The organism is Nonomuraea sp. NPDC049709 (genome assembly GCF_040674815.1).
Lineage (GTDB): Bacteria > Actinomycetota > Actinomycetes > Streptosporangiales > Streptosporangiaceae > Nonomuraea.
In genome coordinates this window covers 213,903-233,205 of sequence record NZ_JBFANM010000007.1, presented here as the reverse complement: position 1 = coordinate 233,205, position 19,303 = coordinate 213,903, and the positions used below count along the sequence as shown (strand labels likewise).

The window sequence follows — 19,303 nt, the reverse complement described above, 5'->3', positions numbered from 1 at the left end:
TGAAAGGTTCACGAACATCGCGTTGACGTTGCTGCGCAGCCGGGACTCCTCGCCCGCCAGCCGGACCGCCTCGCGGTGCACCTCGTCGAACGCCCGCGCGACTTCACCGATCTCGTCGTTGGAGGCGACTCCGATCGGCTCGACGTCGACGTTGTCCGATACCGTCTCCGCCTCGCGGAGCTGGCGGACGGTGTCGGGCAGGCGACGTCCGGCGATGAACAGGGCTTCCCTGCGCAGCCTGCGCAGGGGTCCGCTCAGCGAGCGGGCCATGATCACGGTGACCAGCAGCACGAGGATGAGCAGGAGCACGATCGCGCCGGCCACGATGATGGCGCCCTGCTGCTCCGCGCCCTCCAGGGTGCGGCTGCGCAGCACGATGCTCTCGGCGACCTGCTGCTCGACCTTGCGCATGCCGGTGATGGTCTCGGTGATGGCGTCGTACCACGCCTCGCCGTCACGGGTGAGCCCGACCTGGCGGTCGATCAGGGCCAGGCCGGCCTCCTGGAGGACCAGGGCCCGGGCCGCGAGGATCTCGGCGCGGTCGACGGCCTTGCCGCTGACGGTGTCGTCGTAGAGCTGGCGCAGCGCCAGGGGGACCTGCGACCTGTAGGTGCTCAGCTCGCTGTTCTTCTGGGCGCGGGCGGCGATGAAGGCGTCGAGCTCGTCCTTGCCGAAGCTCCGGGTGGCCAGAGCCGACACGAGGAGGGCTCGCTGGGTGGAGACGTACTGCTTGGCCCGGGACAGGGCGCCGAAGCCGGCGACGCTCGCCGACAGCTCCTTGTCGACCGCGCCTCGGTCGATCTTGTCGTTGAGCGAGAGCAGGTCCGAGATGGACCGGTCGTAGAGCTCGATGACGGAGTTCACGTCGAGCTGGGAGTCGATGGCGGTCTTGCGCGAGGTGGCGAGCTCGTCGAGGCGGTTCTTGATGCGCAGTGCCTCGGCCGCGTGCGGGCTGGTGCCGCTCGCCAGGTCCTCGACGCCGCTCCTGACCTCGACAACGAGCTTGTCGACGCGCTCGTACTGGGCGGCGACGTCCGCCGGGCTGCCGCTTCTGCGGCCCTGTGCGACGTAACTGGCGCTCAGGTCGCGCTCGGCCTCCACCTCGTGGGCAAGGGCGGTCAGCCGGCTCGCCAGTACGGCGACCTCGTTGACCTGCGCGTATTCGTTGGCGGTGGCGATCGATGTGGTGACCCGCAGGCCACCGAGCGTGAGCGCCGCGATGGTCGGGATGACGACCAGGACCACGAGCTTGGAGCGTACCCGCCAGTTACGCAGGGAGAAGCGAGCCCCCGCCCTCCGGCTGCCGGCCTCCGACTTCTTGCCCGGAACCGGTGCCTGTGGCTTACGGGATGCGTTTCGGGGGGCTTGGTCTGTTAAGCCCTGATCCCCGCCCACAGAGGGGACAACACTCTTCACTTGCCTCCGCAACCTCTCCTCGGATGGTCTGGTGCACGAAGATCACGTCTTGCCTGTGTTTGCAGTGTGACGCCGACGCACCCTTGGGGCGAGAGCTAATTGGAGCACATCAACAGGAGATCGGCCAATACCGCAAAGATCGCAGTCACCACATAAACCGACAATCTTCTCAAAACACAACACCCATTGCACGCCCCCCAAGTCAAGAGGTAGGCGCCCCAGATAATCGGACAAAACCACACCAATCGTCCTATATATGCATATATCTCGTTAATTTCCTATGTACAGGCTGCGGTGAGTAGTACTGCCTGCGCTAGGGTGCCTCCGTCGTTGAACACTCCCGTTCGCACTTCACCCCCCTCGGTTCAAAGGAGACCCGCAATGCGGTTCGGTGCATTAGGGCGCACTGCTCTGGTTGGGCTTGTCGCCACCCTCGTCGTCACGGGGTGTTCCGGTTCAGGCGGGGAGTCGACCGGCTCCAGCGCCTCCGCCGGCATGAAGACCGACCTGCTGATCGGCCAGTACCCAGGCGCGGACTCCGCCCCGCTGTTCATCGCCATGGAGCGCGGCTTCTTCAAGGAAGAAGGCCTCAACGTCAAGCAGGAGCCGATCCAGGCTCCCCAGATGGTGCTGCCCAAGCTCTCCAACGGCACCATGGACGTCGTACTCGGCAGCTACGCCACCATCCTGACGATCCAGGAGGCGGGCACCGAGAAGTTCAAGTACATCGCCGACTCCTATCAGGGTGCGGCGGGTGCGTTCGGCGTGATGGTGAAGAAGGACTCCCCCATCAAGGACGTCGCCGGCCTCAAGGGCAAGAAGATCGGCGTCAACGCCCTCAAGGGTCTGGGCACCCTCACGATGAACCCGCACATGAAGATCGCCGGTCTCAACCCCGACACGGACATCGAGTACGTCGAGGTTCCGACCACCAACTGGCTCTCCGCGCTCGACAAGGGCGACGTGGACGCCGTCTGGATGACGGACCCGTACGTCAGCCAGGCCAAGAAGGACCTCGGCGCCACCATGCTGCTGGACACGATGTCCGGCCCGACCGACGGCCTGCCCATCACCGGCTGGGCCGCCACGGAGAAGTGGGTGGCGGAGAACCCCAAGACGCTCGCCGCGTTCCAGCGGGCCATGGCCAAGGCGCAGAACATCGCGGCCACGGACCGTAGCGCCGTGACGAAGGTCCTGCCGACGTTCACCAAGATCCCGGCCGAGACCGCCGCCACGATCAACCTGGGTGCCTACCCGACCTCCCTGAGCGCCCAGCGCATCCAGCGGGTCGCGGACCTCATGGTCGACGCCGGCATGCTCAAGCAGAAGATGGACGTCACCTCGATGATTTACTCCGCCTCTCAGGGATGATGAGCACAGTCACCGCGGCGCGGCGCGAGCGGGTCCCGCTCGCCCGCGCCAAGCTGATCAAGCTGGCCCGTCACGCCACCGGCGTGGCGGGTTTTCTGCTCGCCTGGCAGATTCTGGGCATGTCGGGCCTGCTCAAATGGCTGCCACCGGCGGCCGACACGCTGGCGCGCACCGTCGCGCTCGCCGTCGACCCCGTCTTCCTCGACGACCTGCGGGGCACGCTCACCGCGGCGGCCATCGGGCTGCCGCTCGCCGTGCTGGTGGCCGTGCCGATCGGCCTGCTGCTGGGAACGGTCCCGGTGGTGGAGGAGATGACCCGGGTGTTCGTGGAGTTCCTGCGACCCATCCCCTCCGTCGCGCTGATCCCCCTGGCGCTGTTCTTCTTCCAGCCCGAGATCAACGCCAAGATCGCCCTCATCGTCTTCGCCGCCTCCTGGCCGATCCTGATCAACACCCTGTACGGCGTGCGTGACGTGGACCCGCTGGGCAAGGAGACCCTGCGCTCGTTCGGCTTCGGACGCGGCTCGGTGATCTGGCGGGTGTCCCTGCCGAGCGCGGCCCCCTTCATCGCGACAGGGGTACGGCTGGCCGCCTCCATCACGCTCATCCTGGCGATCAGCGTGGAGTACATCGTGGGCGGTTCGAGCGGCATCGGCAGCTTCCTCATCGAGGCGAGCACGGGCATCGGCGCCGACGCGATGATCGACGTCATCGCGGCCCTGCTGTGGGCGGGCGCGATCGGGCTCGTCGTCAACACCGCTCTCGTGCGGGCCGAACGACGACTGTTCAAGTGGCGGTCGACGTGATACTCACCATCGTCAAGCGGTTGTGGCTGGTCCCCGTCATCCTGGGCGGCTGGGAGCTGCTCGCGCGGTCCCTGGAGAACCCGTACCTGCCGACGCCGACCCTGATCGTGTCCCGCATGTACGAGATGTGGTTCTCCGGGCCGTACATCCTCACCGAAGAGGCCATCGAGAACTTCGTCCCCAGCCTGGTCAGGGTGGTCTCGGCCTGGAGCGTGGCGGTGATCGTGGGCGTGGCCCTCGGCGTCGCGATCGGCAGGTCCGCCACGCTGGCCGACTACATCTCACCGCTGATCGAGTTCGGCCGGGCGGTGCCGCCGCCGGCCATGCTCCCGGTCTTCCTCGTGCTCTTCACGATGGGCACGCAGGTGCAGCTCGCGACCATCGTCTTCGGCATCATCTGGCCGATCCTGCTCAACTCCATCGACGGCGCGCGCAACCTCGACCATCTGAAGATCGAGACCGCCGCCGTGTTCGGCGTGCCCGCGCATCTCCGGCTCGTCCGGATCATCCTGCCCGCCGCGTCGCCGAAGATCTTCGCCGGCCTGCGGCTGAGCGTCTCACTGGCGCTGATCCTGATGATCATCTCGGAGCTCAAGGGCAGCACGGAGGGGATCGGCTACCTCCTCAACCTGGCCAGCAACAACGCCGACATGCCGGCCATCTGGGCCGGTGTCCTGCTGCTCGGCGTGCTCGGCTTCACACTCAACACCTTGTTCCTCATGGTGGAGCGGCGCGTGCTCGCCTGGCACCGCGACGCTCACCGCATCGCTTAGGAGAGTCCCCCTGTGACCGAGCTGTTGCTGAAGAACGTGAAGGTCGTGACCCACGATCGGGACGAGCCGGTCGACGCGGACATCGCCATCGCGGACGGCCGCATCGTCCGGGTCGAGCCCGGGTTGCCCGCGGCCGGCGAGGTGATCGACGGGGGCGGCAAGCTGGCCTTCCCCGGAGTCGTGGACGCCCACCAGCACTGGGGCATCTACAACCCGCTGCCGGAGGACACCGAGTCCGAGAGCCGGGCGAGCGCTCAGGGCGGCGTCACGACGGCGCTCACGTACATGCGCACCGGCCAGTACTACCTCAACAGGGGCGGCCCCTACGCCGAGTTCTTCCCCGAGGTGCTCAAGCAGGCCGAGGGCAGGGCGTTCGTGGACTACGGGTTCCACCTGGCGCCCATGTCGAGCGGGCACATCGGCGAGCTGCCCGACCTGGTCGAGCGGTTCGGGGTGCCGTCGTTCAAGATCTTCATGTTCTACGGCGGGCACGGGCTGCACGGGCGCTCCGACGACCAGCGGGCCTTCCTGATGCTGCCCGAGGGTGAGCGCTACGACTACGCGCACTTCGAGTTCGTGATGCGCGGCGTGCAGGCGGCCAGGGAGCGGCTGCCCGAGCTGGCGGACGAGATCTCGCTGTCGCTGCACTGCGAGACGGCCGAGATCATGACGGCCTACACCAAGCTCGTGGAGGAGGCCGGCGACCTGAGCGGGCTGGCCGCCTACAGCGCCTCCCGGCCCCCGCACTCCGAGGGGCTGGCCGTCTTCATCGCCTCCTACCTCGCCCACGAGACCGGGCTGGCCAACGTCAACCTGCTCCACCTGTCCTCCCGCAAGGCCATGGACGCGGCCGTGCGCATGGCGGCCACGTTCCCGCACATCGATTTCCGGCGCGAGGTCACGATCGGGCATCTGCTCGCCGACATCGACACGGCCAGCGGCATCGGCGGCAAGGTGAACCCGCCGATCAGGCCGCGCGAGGACGTCGAGGCGCTGTGGGAGTACGTCCTCGACGGCACCGTGAGCTGGGTCGTCAGCGACCACGCCTGCTGCCGCGAGGAGCTCAAGTTCGGCGAGCCGCGCGACGACGTCTTCGTGGCCAAGGCCGGCTTCGGCGGCGCCGAGTACCTGCTGCCCGGCCTGATCACCGAGGGGCGGCGCAGGGGCCTGCCGTACGGCCGGATCGCCGCGCTGACCTCCTGGAACCCGGCCAAGCGGTTCGGCCTGCGGACCAAGGGCACGATCGCCCCCGGTTTCGACGCCGACATCTGCCTGGTCGACCCCGCGCACACCTGGACGGTGCGGGCGCAGGACTCGGAGTCGACGCAGGAGTACACACCGTTCGAAGGGTTCGAACTGACCGCCAGGGTGTCGGACACGTTCGTCCGCGGCAACCGGGTGCTGGAGTCCGGGAAGGTCGTGGGTTCCCCCATCGGGCGGTACGTGTCCCGACCTGCCTGAACGCCCCAGAACGTACGCCGCCGCACGGCCGGGATTCCCCTCCCGCCGGGCGGCGGCGCCGTTTACGCCGGTGCCGAAGTGATCATTACTCGGGTACGCTCCCGCCCAGTGACGTAGGGCGCTCTCCAAGAGCCATCCACCCCCTGGTAGGAGATCTTGATGACCCGCAACGCACGATCCCGGGCAGTCGTCCTGGGAGTGTCCATCGCTCTTGTGCTCGCCGGCTGCGGCGGGGGCGGTGACTCGCCGCCCAGCCCCGCCGCCAACAGCACGGGCTTAGAGAAGACCACGATCAAGGTCGGCGCCCTGCCGATCCCGGACCCGGTCGCCCTCTACATCGCCAATGCCAAGGGCTTCTTCAAGGAAGAGGGCCTGACCGTGGAGCCGGTCACGATCACCGGTGGCGCGGCCGCGCTGCCGCAGATCGAGAGCGGCGCACTGGACATCTCGCAGACCAACTACGTCTCGACGTTCCTGGCCGTGGGCCAGGGCAAGAAGATCAAGCTGGTCGCGGACATGTACCAGGCGGCGCCCGACACCTTCAACATCATGGTTCCGAAGGACTCCCCCATCAAGGCGGTGGCGGACCTCAAGGGCAAGACCGTCCTGGTCAACAACCTCAGGAACATCGCCACGCTGGCGGTGACCTCCCAGCTCAAGGCCGCTGGACTCACCGAGAACGACGTCAAGTTCGCCGAGAAGCCCTTCCCCGAGATGGGCAACGCGATCAACTCCGGCCAGGCGGACGCGGGCTGGATCACCGAGCCGTTCATCACGGCCAACACGAACACGCTCGGCTTCCGGTCGATCGCCGACACGATGACGGGCGCGACGGCGGACCTGCCGATCGCGGGCTGGATGGCCACCGAGGACTGGGCCAAGGAGAACCCCAAGACGCTGGCGGCCTTCCAGCGGGCGATCTCCAAGGCGCAGCAGCTCGCGTCCTCGGACCGCAAGGAGATCGAGGCGATGTTGCCGACGTACACGAAGATCGACGCCAAGACCGCGGCGGCGATCACCCTGGGCGCCTACCCGACCGCGCTCGACGCGGCCCGCCTGCAGAAGGTGGCCGACCTGATGCTCGAGTACAAGTACCTCACCAGCCCCATCGACGTGAAGTCGGTCATCGCGACGACGACGGGCTGATGACCGGGACACGACTGCTCCGCGGCGCGGCCGGCGTCGCGGGGTTCCTCATCGCCGGAGAGCTGCTCATCCGCTACGGCCTGGGCGAGGGCCTGGTCTTCCCGGCGCCGTCCGCCGTCCTGGCCGGCGCCTGGGAGATCCTCGCGGACGGCGTGTTCCTGGAGGGCGTCGTCGCGACGCTCGCGAACTGGGCGCTCGGCCTGCTGATCGCGATCGCCGTGGCCGTGCCCGTGGGTGTGCTGCTCGGCGCGCTGCCTCCGGTGGAGCGCGCCATCCGGCCGATCCTGGAGTTCATGCGGCCGATCCCGTCGGTGGCGATCATCCCGCTGGCGATCCTGCTGATCCCGGTGGACGAGCTGATGAAGGTCTCGGTCATCGTGTACGCCTCCGTCTGGCCGATCCTGATCAACACCCTGTACGGCATGCACGACGTGGACCCGATGGCCAAGGACACCCTCCGTGCCTTCGGCTTCGGCCCCCTGGCCGTGCTGGCCAGGGTGAGCCTGCCCAGCGCGGCCCCGTTCGTCGCCACGGGCGTCCGGATCGCCGCCGGGATCGCGCTCGTCCTGGCCGTCAGCGCCGAGCTGATCGCCGGCGGCGCGGCCGGCATCGGCGTCTACGTGAACGTGGCGGGCAGCGGCAACCGGATGGACCTCATGATGGCGGCCACGTTATGGGCCGGCCTGCTGGGAGTGGTCGCGAACCTGGCCCTGCTGGCCGGCGAGCGCCGCCTCTTCCACTGGCACCAGGTGCGGACGGAGGGGTCATGAAGGCCCTCGCGAGGCTGTGGGCGATCCCGGTCGTGCTGGTCGTCTGGGAGTTCGTCGCCCGCGCGGTGGAGGACACCGACTTCCCGCCGCCCACGACGATCGTCGCCCGCATGTACGAGCTGTGGTTCTCCGGCCCGGCCGGGCGGCTGTTCCTCACCGACGGCGCTATCGACAACCTCCTGCCCAGCCTCGGCCGCATGTTCAGCGGCTGGGTCCTGGCCGCGCTGATCGGGGTCCTGCTGGGGATGCTGCTCGGGCGCTCCAGGACCGCGACCGACTACGTGAACCCGCTGATCGAGTTCGGCCGGTCGATCCCGCCGCCGCTGCTGCTGCCGGTGTTCCTCGTGCTGTTCCAGGCGGGCCTGTCCACGCAGCTGGCCACGATCGTGTTCGGCGTGATCTGGCCGGTGCTGCTCAACTCGATCGACGGCGCCAGGTCGCTGGACCGCACCTACCTCGAGACCGCCGCGGTCTTCAACCTGACCGTGCAGCAGCGGCTGTGGGTCGTCCTCCTGCCCGCCGCCTCGCCGAAGATCTTCGCCGGGCTGCGGCTGAGCCTGTCGCTGGCGCTGATCCTCATGGTGATCACCGAGCTCATCGGCGGCACCAACGGCATCGGCTACCAGCTCCTGCAGGCCCAGCGCAGCTTCGACGGCGCCGGGGTGTGGGCCGCGATCGCCCTGCTCGGCGTGCTCGGCTACGTGGTGAACTCCCTTTTCGTGCTGGCCGAGCGCCGGGTCCTGGTCTGGCACCGGCAGGCCGGCCGCGGCTGAGAGGTCACGTTCCCGGCTCGAACTCCGCCACCAGGCGAAGCAGCTCGCCGACGTCGTCCGCCTCCTCCAGCCGGCCCGCGAGGCCGGCCACGGCTTCGGAGGTGGCTGCGGAGAGCCGGCCGGCCGCGTTGTCGCGGAACTTCAGCGCCAGCTCCGCCGCGGACAGCGGGCGGGCCGGTCCGCCGCGGTTGGCGAGCACCTCCTGCCGCCACTCGCGGCCGTCGAGGTCACGGGCGGTCAGCACGGCGGGGAACTGGTGCGGGAAGATCTCCGTCGCGCGGTCGTCCGGCACCACGTCCACCTTGGCCATGAGCTCGCGCCGCAGCGGGTCGCGGGCCAGCTCGTCGGTGAAGTCGGCCAGCCCCGCGCCGAGGCCGCCGCCGCCGAGCAGCCCGGCCACCACCGCGTACGGCCCGCTGAACTGGGCCTGGTACCCGGTCTCCGGGGCCCGCTTGGCCTCGATCGGCTGCCCGATCGTCCGGATGACGGGAGCGGGGACGCCCAGGGTCAGACGCTCCACGCGGGCGGGGTCGAGCCCCTGCTCGCGCAGCCCGATCGCGGCGTCGATCGCGGCATGGGTGAAGTGGTTGGCCGGATAGGGCTTGAAGAAGATGCCGGGCACGGCCCACTCCGAGCCGAGGCCCCTGGTGATCTCCTCGGGGGCGTAACGGCCGTGCAGGAACGCCTCGAAGAAGCCGAACCGCCCCTCCAGGACGGTCGGCGGGCCGGTGAACCCGCGCCGGACCAGGTCCGCCGCCGTCACCGCCGCGTGCGCCGCCCAACCGCAGTGCAGCCGCTTGACCGTGCCGCCCGTCCGGTTGCCCTCGATGATGCCCGAGGCCGTGGAGGCGGCCACGCCCAGGACGTCGAGCACCCCTTCGCGGGACTGGCCGAGCAGCAGGGCCGCCGCGACGGCGCCGCCCATGGTGCCGCAGATCGAGGTGGCGTGCTGGCCGTGCTCGAAGAAGACGGAGTTGCCGGCCTCGGGGTCGTATCCCGCCATGCCCAGGCGTACGCAGACCTCCAGGCCGACGGCGATCGCGCGGATCGTGTCCCGGCCCGAGGCGCCGGCCAGCTCGGCGGCGGCGAGCGCGGCCGGGACGACCGGCGCGCTGGGATGGAGCACCGAGGGCAGGTGGGTGTCGTCGTAGTCGAGGGAGTGGGCCAGCACCCCGTTGGCCAGCGCGGCCAGCGCCGCGGGGACCGCCGCGCCGCCGCCCACGATGTGCGCCTGCGGGCGGCCGCCCTGGTCGTGGACGTAGTCGAGGATGCTCCTGCTGGTCGGCAGGCGATGCGCGGCCACGCAGAGGCCGATCACGTCGAGCACGCGCTTGCGCACGCTGTCGACGACCGCCTCCGGGAGGGTGGCGTAGGAGGTGTCGACCGCGAAATCGGCCAGCCGGCGGCCGAGCGTCGGCTCAGCCACGGGCCACCTCGCGCTCCTGAGCGGCGGACACCAGCGCCAGCGGGCGCACCGGCGAGCCGGTGGCGCCGACGAACGCCAGCGGTGACAGGACGAAGGTGAACTCGTGGACGCCGTCGCGGGCCAGGGCGTCCAGGTCCATCGCCTCGACGATGAAGATGCCGGCCTCCACCAGCAGCACCCGGTGCCCGGGCAGCACGCTGTGCCCCTGCCCGGGGGCCAGGCGCTCGAAGGCGATGGTGTCGGCGCCCACGGCGTGCGCGCGCCGCCCGGCCAGCCAGCGGGCGCCGGCCTCGCCCACCCCGGGCACGCCCGACTCCGCGCCGATGTAGACCTCCCGGTCCGGGTCGACGAAGTGGCGGCCCCACCCGCTGCGGACCAGGATGACGTCGCCGGGGCCGGGCTCGACGCCCTGCCGTTCGACGGTCGCGTCCAGGTCGGCCGGGGTGATCTCGTAGCCGGGCGGGCAGCACTCCAGCCCCAGCGCGCCGGGCACGTCCAGCAGCACGCCGCGGCGCACCATGGGCGCGACCGTGTGCACGCCGTGATCGGGATAACGCCCGCCCACGCAGGCCGCGGCCGCGTCGGCGCCGCCGTGCAGCCTGCCGTCCTGCGACACGTGCGCGAGGGCGTCGATGTGGGTGCCGACATGGGTGCCCATGAAGATCAGGTCGTTGGCGGCCGAGCCCCCGTCGGGACGGACCTTGTCGCCGTGCCGGCGCGGAAGGGTGTGGGTGTAGGCGGGGTGGTTCGGCGACTGGGGCATGCCGGCGAAGAGCGGCCTGCCCAGGTCGTAGATCGTCACACCGCCGCGTACCGCGTCGAGCAGCGGGTCGGTGTTCGGGGTCGTGCTCATGCTCTCCGTCTCTCTTACCTGCGTCCTGTGGCATAGCGCACCGTGCGCTCCAGGACGAAGCCATCCTGCGGCAACGCCGCGTCCAAGGCGGCCCTGGCCTCACCGCGCAGGGATTCGGGGATGGTCTCCAGCGGGGCCCTGCGGGCGGCCGACCAGAGCCAGTCCCACACCTGCCCGGCGGCGATGGGCACCTCGAACACCACGTCCGCGCAGGTGACGTCGCTCAGGCCGCCCTCCTCGAACAACTTCCGCAGCTCTTCCGGCCCGCCCAGCGCGTGCTGGAACGGCGCGCTGCCCGCACCCGTGGTGTACGGCTCCAGCGCCCGCGCCACCAGCCCGAGCAACTCGGCCTCGGCCGGGCTCGACCTGACCAGCAGGCTGGCCGCCAGCCGCCCACCGGGCCGCAACAACCCGGCCATGGATCGGACGGCGGCGAGCGGGTCCGGCAGGAAGTACAGCATCATCCCCGCCAGCACCATGTCGAACCGCTCCCCGGGCAGCAGCTCCTCGGCCCGCTCCGCGTCGCCCAGCAGGACGGTCGCCTGGCTCAGCCCGTGGCGCTCGATCTCGGCGGTGGCGGCGGCGACCATGCCCGGCGCGAGGTCCAGGCCCACGACCCGGCCGGTGGGGCCGACCGCCCGCGCCGCCGGCACGAGGGAGGCGCCGGTCCCGCAGCCCGCGTCGAGGACGTGGTCGCCGGGCCCGGGTGCGGCGCGCCGTACCAGCTCGGCGGCGACCGGCCCGAAGAACGGCACGCCGACCCGCTCGTAGGTGCCGGACGCGCGGTCGAACACGCCGGCCATGTACTCCTTGGCGTTCATCAGATTTCCTCCTCAGTCAGCAAGCAGGCAGGGGGTGGACCGATGATCAGATGAGCTCGGAGCCGAGCCTGCCACGAAAGGACCGTAACCAGCAAAGGCCCCTGGCACCCGCCCTGTTACTCCTTCGGCGGCGGCCCCGTCTGAGCTACGATCATGTGCGGTGTTCCCGGGCTCCCGCCGGACACCGCGTTCGTCTGAGGCAGGCAAGCCCCCAGTTTTCTGGAAGGACATATGCCGCATTCCGCAGACCTCCTGTGGGGAGCAGTAGGCGACATCTCGCGCTTCGCGGCCCTGCTGACCATGGCCGAGCTGGGCGTGGCCGACCACCTCGCGAGCGGTCCGCTGGACACCGCCGAGCTGGCCGCGCGCTGCGGGGCGCACGCTCCCTCGCTGCACCGGGTCCTGCGCGAGCTGGCCGGCATGGGCCTGGTCACGGCCGCCGGGCCGGACGCGTACGGACTCACGGAGAAGGGCGCGGCGCTGCGCTCGGACGCGCCCGGCTCCGTCCGCTCCTCGATCCGCATGCTCGGCGAGGAGGGCTTCTGGTACGCCATGGGCATGCTGCCCGCCACCGTCCGCGAGGGCGGCTCGGCGTTCATCAAGCGCTACGGCAACCTGTACGACCACCTCGCCAGGAGCCCGGGCGCGAGCGCCCTGTTCGACGACTACATGACCGCCCGCGCCGCCGCCTTCACCGAGGGCCTGGTCAGGCGCTACTCCTTCCCCGCCACCGCGACCATGGTGGACGTGGCCGGCGGGAAGGGCCACATCCTGGCCACGGTCCTGCGCGCCAACCCGCGGATGCGCGGCCTGCTGTTCGATCTGGAACACGTGGTGGAGCACGCCAGGCGGACGCTGGCCGACGCGGGGCTGGCCGACCGCTCGGAGGTCGTCGCCGGCGACTTCTTCGCCGGGGTCCCGGCCGGCGGCGACGTCTACCTGCTGGCCAGCGTCCTGCACAACTGGGACGATGAGGACGCGGTCAAGATCCTGCGCAACGTCCGCGGGGCCATGAGCCCCGGCGGGCGCGTCCTGTTGCTCGAGGTGGTGCTCCCCGACGACGAGGAGCCGCACCTAGGTAAGGACATCGACATGCGGATGCTGGCGATCTTCAACGGCGGCACCGAACGCAGCCGCGACGAGTACGCCTCCCTGCTCGACCGGGCGGGGCTGGCCCTCAGCGACGTCGTGGAACTCGGCTCCGGCGCCAACCTCATCGAGGCGGGGCGCCGCTGACCTCTCTCACCCCTCCACCGGATCACCGGACTCAGAAAGGCAGTGGCGATGCAACTGACCAGGATCGTAGTCGCGGGTATGGCAGTGGCGCTGGCGCTCAGCGCGTGCGGAGGCGGAGGGGAACAGAGCGGCACGACCGGTGCCGCGTCCCCCGGCGGGCTGGAGAAGACCCAGCTCCTGGTCGGCGTGGTGCCGGTGCCGTCCTCGGCGTCGCTGTTCATCGCGGAGAAACGCGGCTTCTTCAAGGAGGAGGGGCTGACCGTCAAGACCGAGATCATCCAGGCGCCGACGGCGGTCATGCCGAAGATCGTCAACGGCAGCATGGACGCGTTCATGACGAGCTACGTGGTGCTCATGACGATCAACGACTCCGGCGCGGCCAAGCTCAAGCTCTTCCAGCACACCATGGGAGGCGCCCCCGGCTTCTCCGCGGTGGTCGTGGCCAAGGACTCGCCGATCAAGACCGTCGCCGACCTCAAGGGCAAGACGGTCGCGGTCAACGTGCTCAAGGCGCTCGGGCAGACGGTGACCAACGCCCACCTGCAGGCGGCCGGGCTCAAGCCGGAGGATGTCAAGTTCGTCCCCGTGGCGTTCGCGGACCAGCTCGGCGCCCTGTCCACGGGCAAGGTGGACGCGGCCTGGCTGGTCGAGCCGTTCCTGAGCGCGGCCATGAAGAGCGGCGCCACCCAGATCGTCGACACCGTCACCGGCGTCACGGAGGGTGTGCCGATCGACGGGTGGGGCGTCACCGAGCAGTGGCTGGCCAAATATCCGAAGACGGCCGCCGCCTTCCATCGCGCGCTCGCCAAGGCCCAGCAGGTCGCCGGTGCCGACCGTAAGGCCATCGACGAGGTCGTGCCGACGTACACGCAGATTCCCGCGGACGTGGCGGCGACGATGAAGGTCGGCGCGTTCACCATGGAGGCCGACAGGGCCAGCGTGCAGAAGCTGGCCGACCTCATGCACGGCTACGGCTACCTGAAGGCCAAGGTGGACGTGGGGCAGCTCTTCGCCTCGGTCGGCGGATGATCCGTCGGTGGCCCGGGCGCGGCGCGCCCCCCGCCGGACCCGGGCGCGGGGTGCTCGGCGCCGGACCCGGGCGCGGGTTGCTCGGTGTGGCCGGGGTCGCGGGCTTTCTGGGCCTCGTCGAGCTGGCCGGGCGGATCGGGCTGATCCCGGACTTCCTGCCGTACGTGTCGCACGTGCTCGCCACGGCGGCGGCGCTGCCGCTCGACGCGCAGTTCAGGGCCGACGTGCTGGCCACGCTCGGCCCGTGCCTGGTGGGGTTGGCGATCGCGATCGCGGTCGCCGTGCCCGCCGGGCTGCTGTTCGGGACGGTGCCGTTCATGGAGCGCTCGACCCGGCCGCTGGTGGAGTTCCTGCGGCCGATCCCGTCGGTGGCGCTGATCCCGCTGGCGGTGTTCCTGTTCCCCGAGGGGCACGACGCCAAGACCGCGCTCGTCGTCTACACCTGCTCGTGGCCGCTGCTCATCAACACGATGTACGGCCTGGGCGACGTCGATCCGCTCGCCAAGGACACGCTGCGCAGCTTCGGGTTCGGCCCGCTGGCGGTGGTGCTGCGGGTGAGCCTGCCGAGCGCGGCGCCGTTCATCGCCACCGGGGTGCGGATCGCGGTGGCGGTCACCCTGATCGTGGCCGTGAGCGTGGAACTGCTGGCGCCCGGCGGCGGCGGGATCGGGGCGTTCCAGTCGCTGGCGGGCAGCGCCAACCGGCTCGACCGGGTGCTGGCGGCCACGGTGTGGGCCGGGGTGATCGGGCTGGCGGCCAACCTGCTGTTCACGGCCGGTGAGCGGCGGCTGTTCCGCTGGCACCGCACGCGGACGGGGGAGATCGCATGAGCTTCGTGCGCCGGGTGTCGTGGTACTGGCTGCTGCCCCTGGCGGTGCTGCTCTGGGAGGTCGTCACGCGGTCCGCGCAGGCCACGTACTTCCCGCCGCCGTCGCAGATCGTGGTCCGGCTGCGGGAGATGTGGTTCTCCGGGCCGCCGTCGCGGGTGTTCCTCACCGACGAGGCGCTGGCGGACCTGCTGCCGAGCCTGGGCAGGCTGTTCACCGGGTGGGCGATCGCGTGCGCGGCGGGCGTGCTGGTCGGCGTCGTGCTCGGGCGCTCGCGGTTGCTGTCGGGGCTGGTGGAGCCGCTGCTGCACTTCGGCCGCTCGGTCCCGCCGGCCACGCTGCTGCCGGTGTTCCTGGTGCTGTTCAAGGTCGGCACGCCGATGCAGCTGGCCTCGATCGTGTACGGCGTCGTCTGGCCCGTGCTGATCAACAGCATGGACGGCGCCCGCCACGTCGACCGCCAGTACATCGAGACGGGCGCGGTCTACCGGCTGAGCCCCTGGCAGCGGCTCACCAGGATCATCCTGCCCGCCGCCGCCCCGAAGATCTTCGCGGGGCTGCGGCTGAGCGTGTCACTGGCGTTGATCATGATGGTCATCTCCGAGCTGGTGGGAAGCAGCGAGGGGATCGGGCATCGGATGCTGGAGGCGCAGAGCCAGTTCGACATCCCGGCCATGTGGGCGGGCATCGTGTTGCTGGGACTGCTCGGCATCACGCTCAACGCGGCGTTCCTGGGCGTCGAGCGGGCGGTGCTCGGCTGGCACGTCAGCGCCCGTACAGACGGGTGATGGCCTCCGCCTGCCTGGCCCGCAGCCGGGCCCGGTCGGGCGGCACGCCGGGCACGCCGGGCTCCGGGCGCTCGACATCGTGCCTGGCGTACTCATCGGCCCACAGGCCGGTCTTGACCCGGCTGAGCAGGTTGCCCATGCCGGGCCGCAGCCGGGCGCGGCGCAGCGCGGCCAGGTCCAGCTCCGCCGCGGCGACCAGCGACTCCCCCGGCCCGGCCTGCGCCAGCACGCGCCCCTGGTGGTCGATCAGCTCCGAGCCGCCGTTGGTGGAGTCGCCGGGGATCGCGATGCCCCGCAGGCCGCCGGTGTTGGCCGCCACCACGTAGGCCAGGTTCTCCACGGCGCGGGCGCGGCGGGCGATCGCCTTGGGCGTGAGCGCCGGGGAGGACGCCTCCGAGGTCGGGTTGCAGAGCACCTCCGCGCCGCGCAGGGCCAGCGCGCGGGCCAGCTCGGGCATGAGGATCTCCTCCGAGGCGACCACGGCGAGGTTCCCGATCTCGGTACGGGCCACCGGGAGCACGCCGTCGATGCCGTAGATCTCCAGGTAGCGGTCCCACACGTCGTACGGGGTCGGCGAGAACAGCGAGTGCAGCCGGCGATAGCGCAGCACGGCCTCACCCGCCGGGGAGAGGATCACCGACGCCTGGAAGTACAGGTCGGGGAAGTGCCCGTCGCGCTCGTAGGCGTTCACGCACAGGAACACGTCATGGTCGGAGGCGACGGTGGCCAGCGCCCGGTATTCGGGGCCGTCGGGGTCGAGGGCCACCTGGTCCCGCCACTCGGCCGTGCCCTGGCCCGTCGGGTAGCCGGTCAGCACGTATTCGGGCAGCACCACCAGGCGCAGGTCCGGCCCCAGCCACGCCTTGGAGGCCCCCACCTGGGCGCCGATCCGGTCGACGGCGGCCCTGACCTCGGCCCCGGCCGTCGTCTCCACCTGCAGCGCGAGGGCGGTGAACGCGGTCATTCAGCCGACCCGCCGCTCGTCGATCAGCGTCCGGCGCACGCACACGCCGTCCTCGATCCACTGCCACACCCGGCTGCGCGACTTCCCGTCCTCGCTCAGCACGATGAGCTCGAACAAGCGCAGGTCCTGCCCTCTGAACCGCCAGGTCAGGTAGATCGTGCTGTCGTCCAGCTCCCGGAACTCGCCCTTGAGCCGCTCGGTGTCGAACCCGCAGCGCCCGCCCCCGAGGTAGGTGCCGGGGAACTCGTGCACCTCCTCGCGCCCGTCGTCCCAGGTGTAGCGGTTGGTCTGGTGGTAGGTGGCATCGTCGAGGATCGCGCAGGTCATCCGTACCCGGTGCCGGTCGAGCAGCTCGCCGTCGCGGCCGAGGTGGAGGTACTCTCCCTCCCACTCGCCCTCGTGCCGGGCCAGCAGCGGCATGTCCGAGCGAAGTCCCATCCGGGCTACTCCTTCGTCGTGTGCCACCACGGGTCGGCGGCGTCGGATCGGTTGACCAGGAAGGCCCGGCGGCGCAGGAAGCGGCCGATGGAGGCCGCGCCCATGCGGGAGCCGCCCAGCCCGGACAGGCGGAAGGAGTGCTTCTCGCCCTCGTGCACCAGCGCCGTCAGCGCGGCGTCGTTGACGCTGACCGCGCCGGCCCGCAGGCGGGCCGCGACGGCCATGGCCTGCTCCTCCGTGGCGGCGAAGACCGCGGCCGACAGCCCGTACACCGAGTCGTTGGCCAGGGCGACCGCCTCGTCCGGCCCGTCCACCGCCATGACCGGCAGCACCGGGCCGAACGTCTCCTCCGTCATGACCAGCATCGTGTGGTCGACCCCGGACAGCACGGTCGGCCGGCACCAGTGGCCGCCCCCGTGCCGCTCGATGTGCCCGCCGGTGTGCACGGTCGCGCCCCTGGCCACGGCGTCGGCGAGGTGGGCGGCGATGACGTCCTCCTGCCCGGGCCCGATGATGGGGCCGATCGGGCCGCCCTCGCAGGTCAGCCCGACCTGGGCGGCCTTGGTCACGAGCCGGTCGAGGAACTCGTCGTGCGCCTCCCGGGCCACGTAGACGCGCTCGATGGACTGACAGGACTGCCCGGCGTTGGCGGTGCCGCCCCACAGGACGGCCGACGCCGCCCGGTCGAGGTCGGCCCCGGCCAGCACGATCGCCGGATCCTTGCCGCCCAGCTCCAGGTACGCCGGCACGAACGCGCGGGCCGCGGCCGACGCCACCCGCCGGCCCGTCTCGACGCTGCCGGTGAACACCACCGCGTCCACCAGGTCCACGAGCGCGGCACCGGTCTCGCCGTCTCCCTCGACGACCGCGAGCGGCAGCTCGTCGGGGACCAGCCGCATCAGCGGCTCGATGAACCGGGGCGTCACCTCGCTCGGCTTGACCAGCACCGCGCAGCCCGCGGCCAGCGCCGGGACGGCGTCGATGAGGCCGAGCAGGAGCGGCAGGTTCCACGGGCTGATCACCCCGACCAGCTCGTACGGCACCGAGTCGCCGACCACGAAGACGCCGGGCAGGGAGGCGGGGCGCTCGGCGGGCGGGGCGAGGAGGGCAGGCGCCTGGCGTACCCATCGGTCGATGAGGGCGGCCACGAGCCGGCGCTCCAGCAGCGACTCCCCCACCCTGCCGGTGTCGGTCACCAGGGCGGCGAGCAGGTCGTCGTCATCGGCCAGCGCGGCACCGAACCGGGACAGGACCGCGCCGCGATCGGCGGTCAGCCAGGCGGGGGACCTTTCGCGCAGCCCGGCCGCGGCGGCGGCCAGCCGGTCGGGCGGGATCGGGGCGAGCGGCCTGTCGGCCTGCCCGGTGATCGGGTTCCGGACGTTCATGCGGTGCGGCCACGGGACATGGTGCTCCTGCGATGTTCGGCGGGAGCCATTGTGATCATGTGAATGCCCGCGCGTCAACGCACTCGCGGGTCGGCGTTGTCAACCGCCCCAGCCGGGCACGGCCATCCGGACCGTGAGAGCGTGCTCGACCAGGTTGATCAGCGCGCTCTTGACCGAGTCCTTGGAGCGGGCGTCCAGCCGGACCAAGGGGATGTGCGGAGCCAGCGTCAGCGCGTCGCGCACCTCGGAGTCGCTGTGGGGATACTGGCCGTCCCACCCGTTCACGCCCACCACGAACGGGAGCTGGGCCTCTTCGAAATAGTCGATGGCAGGGAAGCTGTCGGCAAGACGGCGCGTGTCGACCAGCACGACAGCGCCGATGGCACCGCGCACCAGGTCGTCCCACATGAACCAGAACCGGTGCTGCCCGGGCGTGCCGAACAGGTAAAGGATCAGGTCACGGTCCAAGGAGACCCGGCCGAAGTCCATGGCGACGGTCGTGGTCGACTTCAGCGGTGTCATGCCCAGATCGTCGATTCCGGCGGAGGCATCCGTCATGACGGCCTCCGTCGTCAACGGCATGATCTCCGACACCGCGCCGACGAACGTCGTCTTGCCCACCCCGAAACCTCCAGCCACCACGATCTTCGTCGAGGTGAGGCCGGGGCTAGAGCCTGCGAAGTCCACTGAGCACCCTTTCGAGCAGATTTACGTCCGGCCTTCCGGCGTCCAGCTGTGGCTGATGCACGCGGACCAGACCTTCGGCGGCCATGTCAGCGATCAGCACGCGCACCACGCCGAGCGGGATCCGCAGCAGAGCCGACACCTCTGCCACGGACCGGACCTGCCGGCACAGTTGGCTGATCGCCTGGTACTCCGGCGTGATATGCGAGAACTCCCGGTGCTCGGCGGTCGCCGAGGACACCAGGGCCTCCATCGCCAGCTTGACCCGCGGCGCCGTCCGTCCACCTGTCACCGCGTACGGGCGGACGGGCGAGGCGGGGTCAGGATTCAGCTGCG

20 protein-coding genes are annotated in these 19,303 nt (G+C 70.7%); 11 read left to right on the top strand and 9 right to left on the bottom strand.

Annotation, left to right across the window (positions count from 1 at the left end; translation table 11 throughout):
- Positions 1–1,245, bottom strand: a 1,245-nt coding sequence (locus tag AB0J69_RS09570) for a nitrate- and nitrite sensing domain-containing protein (protein WP_364114728.1), incomplete at its 3' end; no start/stop codon positions are given.
- A 666-nt stretch (positions 1,246–1,911) separates the two neighbouring features.
- Between AB0J69_RS09570 and AB0J69_RS09565 the strand changes: the two genes are divergently transcribed.
- The 7 genes from AB0J69_RS09565 (at position 1,912) to AB0J69_RS09535 (ending at position 8,516) form a co-directional block, all read left to right on the top strand.
- Entirely contained in the window at positions 1,912–2,787 is an 876-nt protein-coding gene (locus AB0J69_RS09565) for an ABC transporter substrate-binding protein (protein ID WP_364114726.1), read from the top strand.
- The gene (locus AB0J69_RS09560; protein ID WP_364114724.1) at positions 2,787–3,593 is read left to right on the top strand and encodes an ABC transporter permease; all 807 of its coding nucleotides are present in this window, start codon (positions 2,787–2,789) and stop codon (positions 3,591–3,593) included. Before AB0J69_RS09565 ends, AB0J69_RS09560 begins: the two co-directional genes overlap by 1 nt.
- Positions 3,578–4,366 (top strand): ABC transporter permease, encoded by a 789-nt coding sequence (locus AB0J69_RS09555; RefSeq protein WP_364114722.1) that lies wholly within the window; start codon positions 3,578–3,580, stop codon positions 4,364–4,366. Before AB0J69_RS09560 ends, AB0J69_RS09555 begins: the two co-directional genes overlap by 16 nt.
- A gap of 12 nt (positions 4,367–4,378) precedes the next feature.
- Positions 4,379–5,827, top strand: a complete 1,449-nt coding sequence (locus AB0J69_RS09550; RefSeq protein WP_364114720.1) for a dihydroorotase family protein — start codon at positions 4,379–4,381, stop codon at positions 5,825–5,827.
- Positions 5,828–5,986: 159 nt separating this feature from the next.
- Positions 5,987–6,973: an ABC transporter substrate-binding protein gene (locus AB0J69_RS09545; protein WP_364114718.1), complete on the top strand. Its 987-nt coding sequence runs from the start codon at positions 5,987–5,989 to the stop codon at positions 6,971–6,973.
- A complete protein-coding gene (locus AB0J69_RS09540) occupies positions 6,973–7,743 on the top strand; it encodes an ABC transporter permease (protein WP_364114716.1) in 771 nt (256 codons plus the stop codon). The genes AB0J69_RS09545 and AB0J69_RS09540 overlap by 1 nt, the downstream gene beginning before the upstream one ends.
- The gene (locus AB0J69_RS09535) at positions 7,740–8,516 is read left to right on the top strand and encodes an ABC transporter permease (protein ID WP_364114714.1); all 777 of its coding nucleotides are present in this window, start codon (positions 7,740–7,742) and stop codon (positions 8,514–8,516) included. Before AB0J69_RS09540 ends, AB0J69_RS09535 begins: the two co-directional genes overlap by 4 nt.
- 4 nt (positions 8,517–8,520) lie before the next feature.
- On the opposite strand, the gene AB0J69_RS09530 is transcribed toward AB0J69_RS09535, so the two are convergent.
- The 3 genes from AB0J69_RS09530 to AB0J69_RS09520 are packed head-to-tail and all read right to left on the bottom strand — an operon-like array spanning position 8,521 to position 11,616.
- Positions 8,521–9,942 carry an MmgE/PrpD family protein gene (locus tag AB0J69_RS09530; RefSeq protein ID WP_364114712.1) on the bottom strand — a complete coding sequence of 474 codons (1,422 nt, stop codon included), beginning with the start codon at positions 9,940–9,942 and terminating at the stop codon, positions 8,521–8,523.
- Positions 9,935–10,795 carry a cyclase family protein gene (locus AB0J69_RS09525; RefSeq protein ID WP_364114710.1) on the bottom strand — a complete coding sequence of 287 codons (861 nt, stop codon included), beginning with the start codon at positions 10,793–10,795 and terminating at the stop codon, positions 9,935–9,937. The genes AB0J69_RS09530 and AB0J69_RS09525 overlap by 8 nt, the downstream gene beginning before the upstream one ends.
- Before the next feature lie 14 nt (positions 10,796–10,809).
- Positions 10,810–11,616, bottom strand: a complete 807-nt coding sequence (locus tag AB0J69_RS09520) for a methyltransferase domain-containing protein (RefSeq protein ID WP_364114708.1) — start codon at positions 11,614–11,616, stop codon at positions 10,810–10,812.
- Between the two features lie 231 nt (positions 11,617–11,847).
- On the opposite strand from AB0J69_RS09520, the gene AB0J69_RS09515 reads away from it, so the two are divergent.
- The 4 genes from AB0J69_RS09515 (at position 11,848) to AB0J69_RS09500 (ending at position 15,496) form a co-directional block, all read left to right on the top strand.
- Positions 11,848–12,852: a methyltransferase gene (locus AB0J69_RS09515; RefSeq protein WP_364114706.1), complete on the top strand. Its 1,005-nt coding sequence runs from the start codon at positions 11,848–11,850 to the stop codon at positions 12,850–12,852.
- A gap of 78 nt (positions 12,853–12,930) precedes the next feature.
- On the top strand, positions 12,931–13,881 hold the full coding sequence (locus tag AB0J69_RS09510) for an ABC transporter substrate-binding protein (RefSeq protein ID WP_364114704.1): 951 nt from the start codon (positions 12,931–12,933) through the stop codon (positions 13,879–13,881).
- Positions 13,878–14,711 (top strand): ABC transporter permease, encoded by an 834-nt coding sequence (locus AB0J69_RS09505; protein ID WP_364114702.1) that lies wholly within the window; start codon positions 13,878–13,880, stop codon positions 14,709–14,711. Before AB0J69_RS09510 ends, AB0J69_RS09505 begins: the two co-directional genes overlap by 4 nt.
- Positions 14,708–15,496: an ABC transporter permease gene (locus AB0J69_RS09500; protein WP_364114700.1), complete on the top strand. Its 789-nt coding sequence runs from the start codon at positions 14,708–14,710 to the stop codon at positions 15,494–15,496. Before AB0J69_RS09505 ends, AB0J69_RS09500 begins: the two co-directional genes overlap by 4 nt.
- Here the strand turns inward: AB0J69_RS09500 and AB0J69_RS09495 are convergent.
- From AB0J69_RS09495 to AB0J69_RS09475, 5 genes are all read right to left on the bottom strand, one after another.
- Positions 15,474–16,460 carry a nitrilase-related carbon-nitrogen hydrolase gene (locus tag AB0J69_RS09495; RefSeq protein ID WP_364114698.1) on the bottom strand — a complete coding sequence of 329 codons (987 nt, stop codon included), beginning with the start codon at positions 16,458–16,460 and terminating at the stop codon, positions 15,474–15,476. The genes AB0J69_RS09500 and AB0J69_RS09495 overlap by 23 nt on opposite strands.
- A complete protein-coding gene (locus AB0J69_RS09490; RefSeq protein ID WP_364114696.1) occupies positions 16,461–16,898 on the bottom strand; it encodes a DUF3598 family protein in 438 nt (145 codons plus the stop codon).
- 5 nt (positions 16,899–16,903) lie between these two features.
- Positions 16,904–18,283, bottom strand: a complete 1,380-nt coding sequence (locus tag AB0J69_RS09485; protein WP_364114694.1) for an aldehyde dehydrogenase family protein — start codon at positions 18,281–18,283, stop codon at positions 16,904–16,906.
- Between the two features lie 99 nt (positions 18,284–18,382).
- Positions 18,383–18,970, bottom strand: coding sequence for an ATP/GTP-binding protein (locus tag AB0J69_RS09480; RefSeq protein ID WP_346104696.1), 588 nt, complete (start codon positions 18,968–18,970; stop codon positions 18,383–18,385).
- Positions 18,951–19,298, bottom strand: coding sequence for a DUF742 domain-containing protein (locus AB0J69_RS09475; protein ID WP_103956510.1), 348 nt, complete (start codon positions 19,296–19,298; stop codon positions 18,951–18,953). The genes AB0J69_RS09480 and AB0J69_RS09475 overlap by 20 nt, the downstream gene beginning before the upstream one ends.
- Positions 19,299–19,303 lie beyond the last annotated feature (5 nt).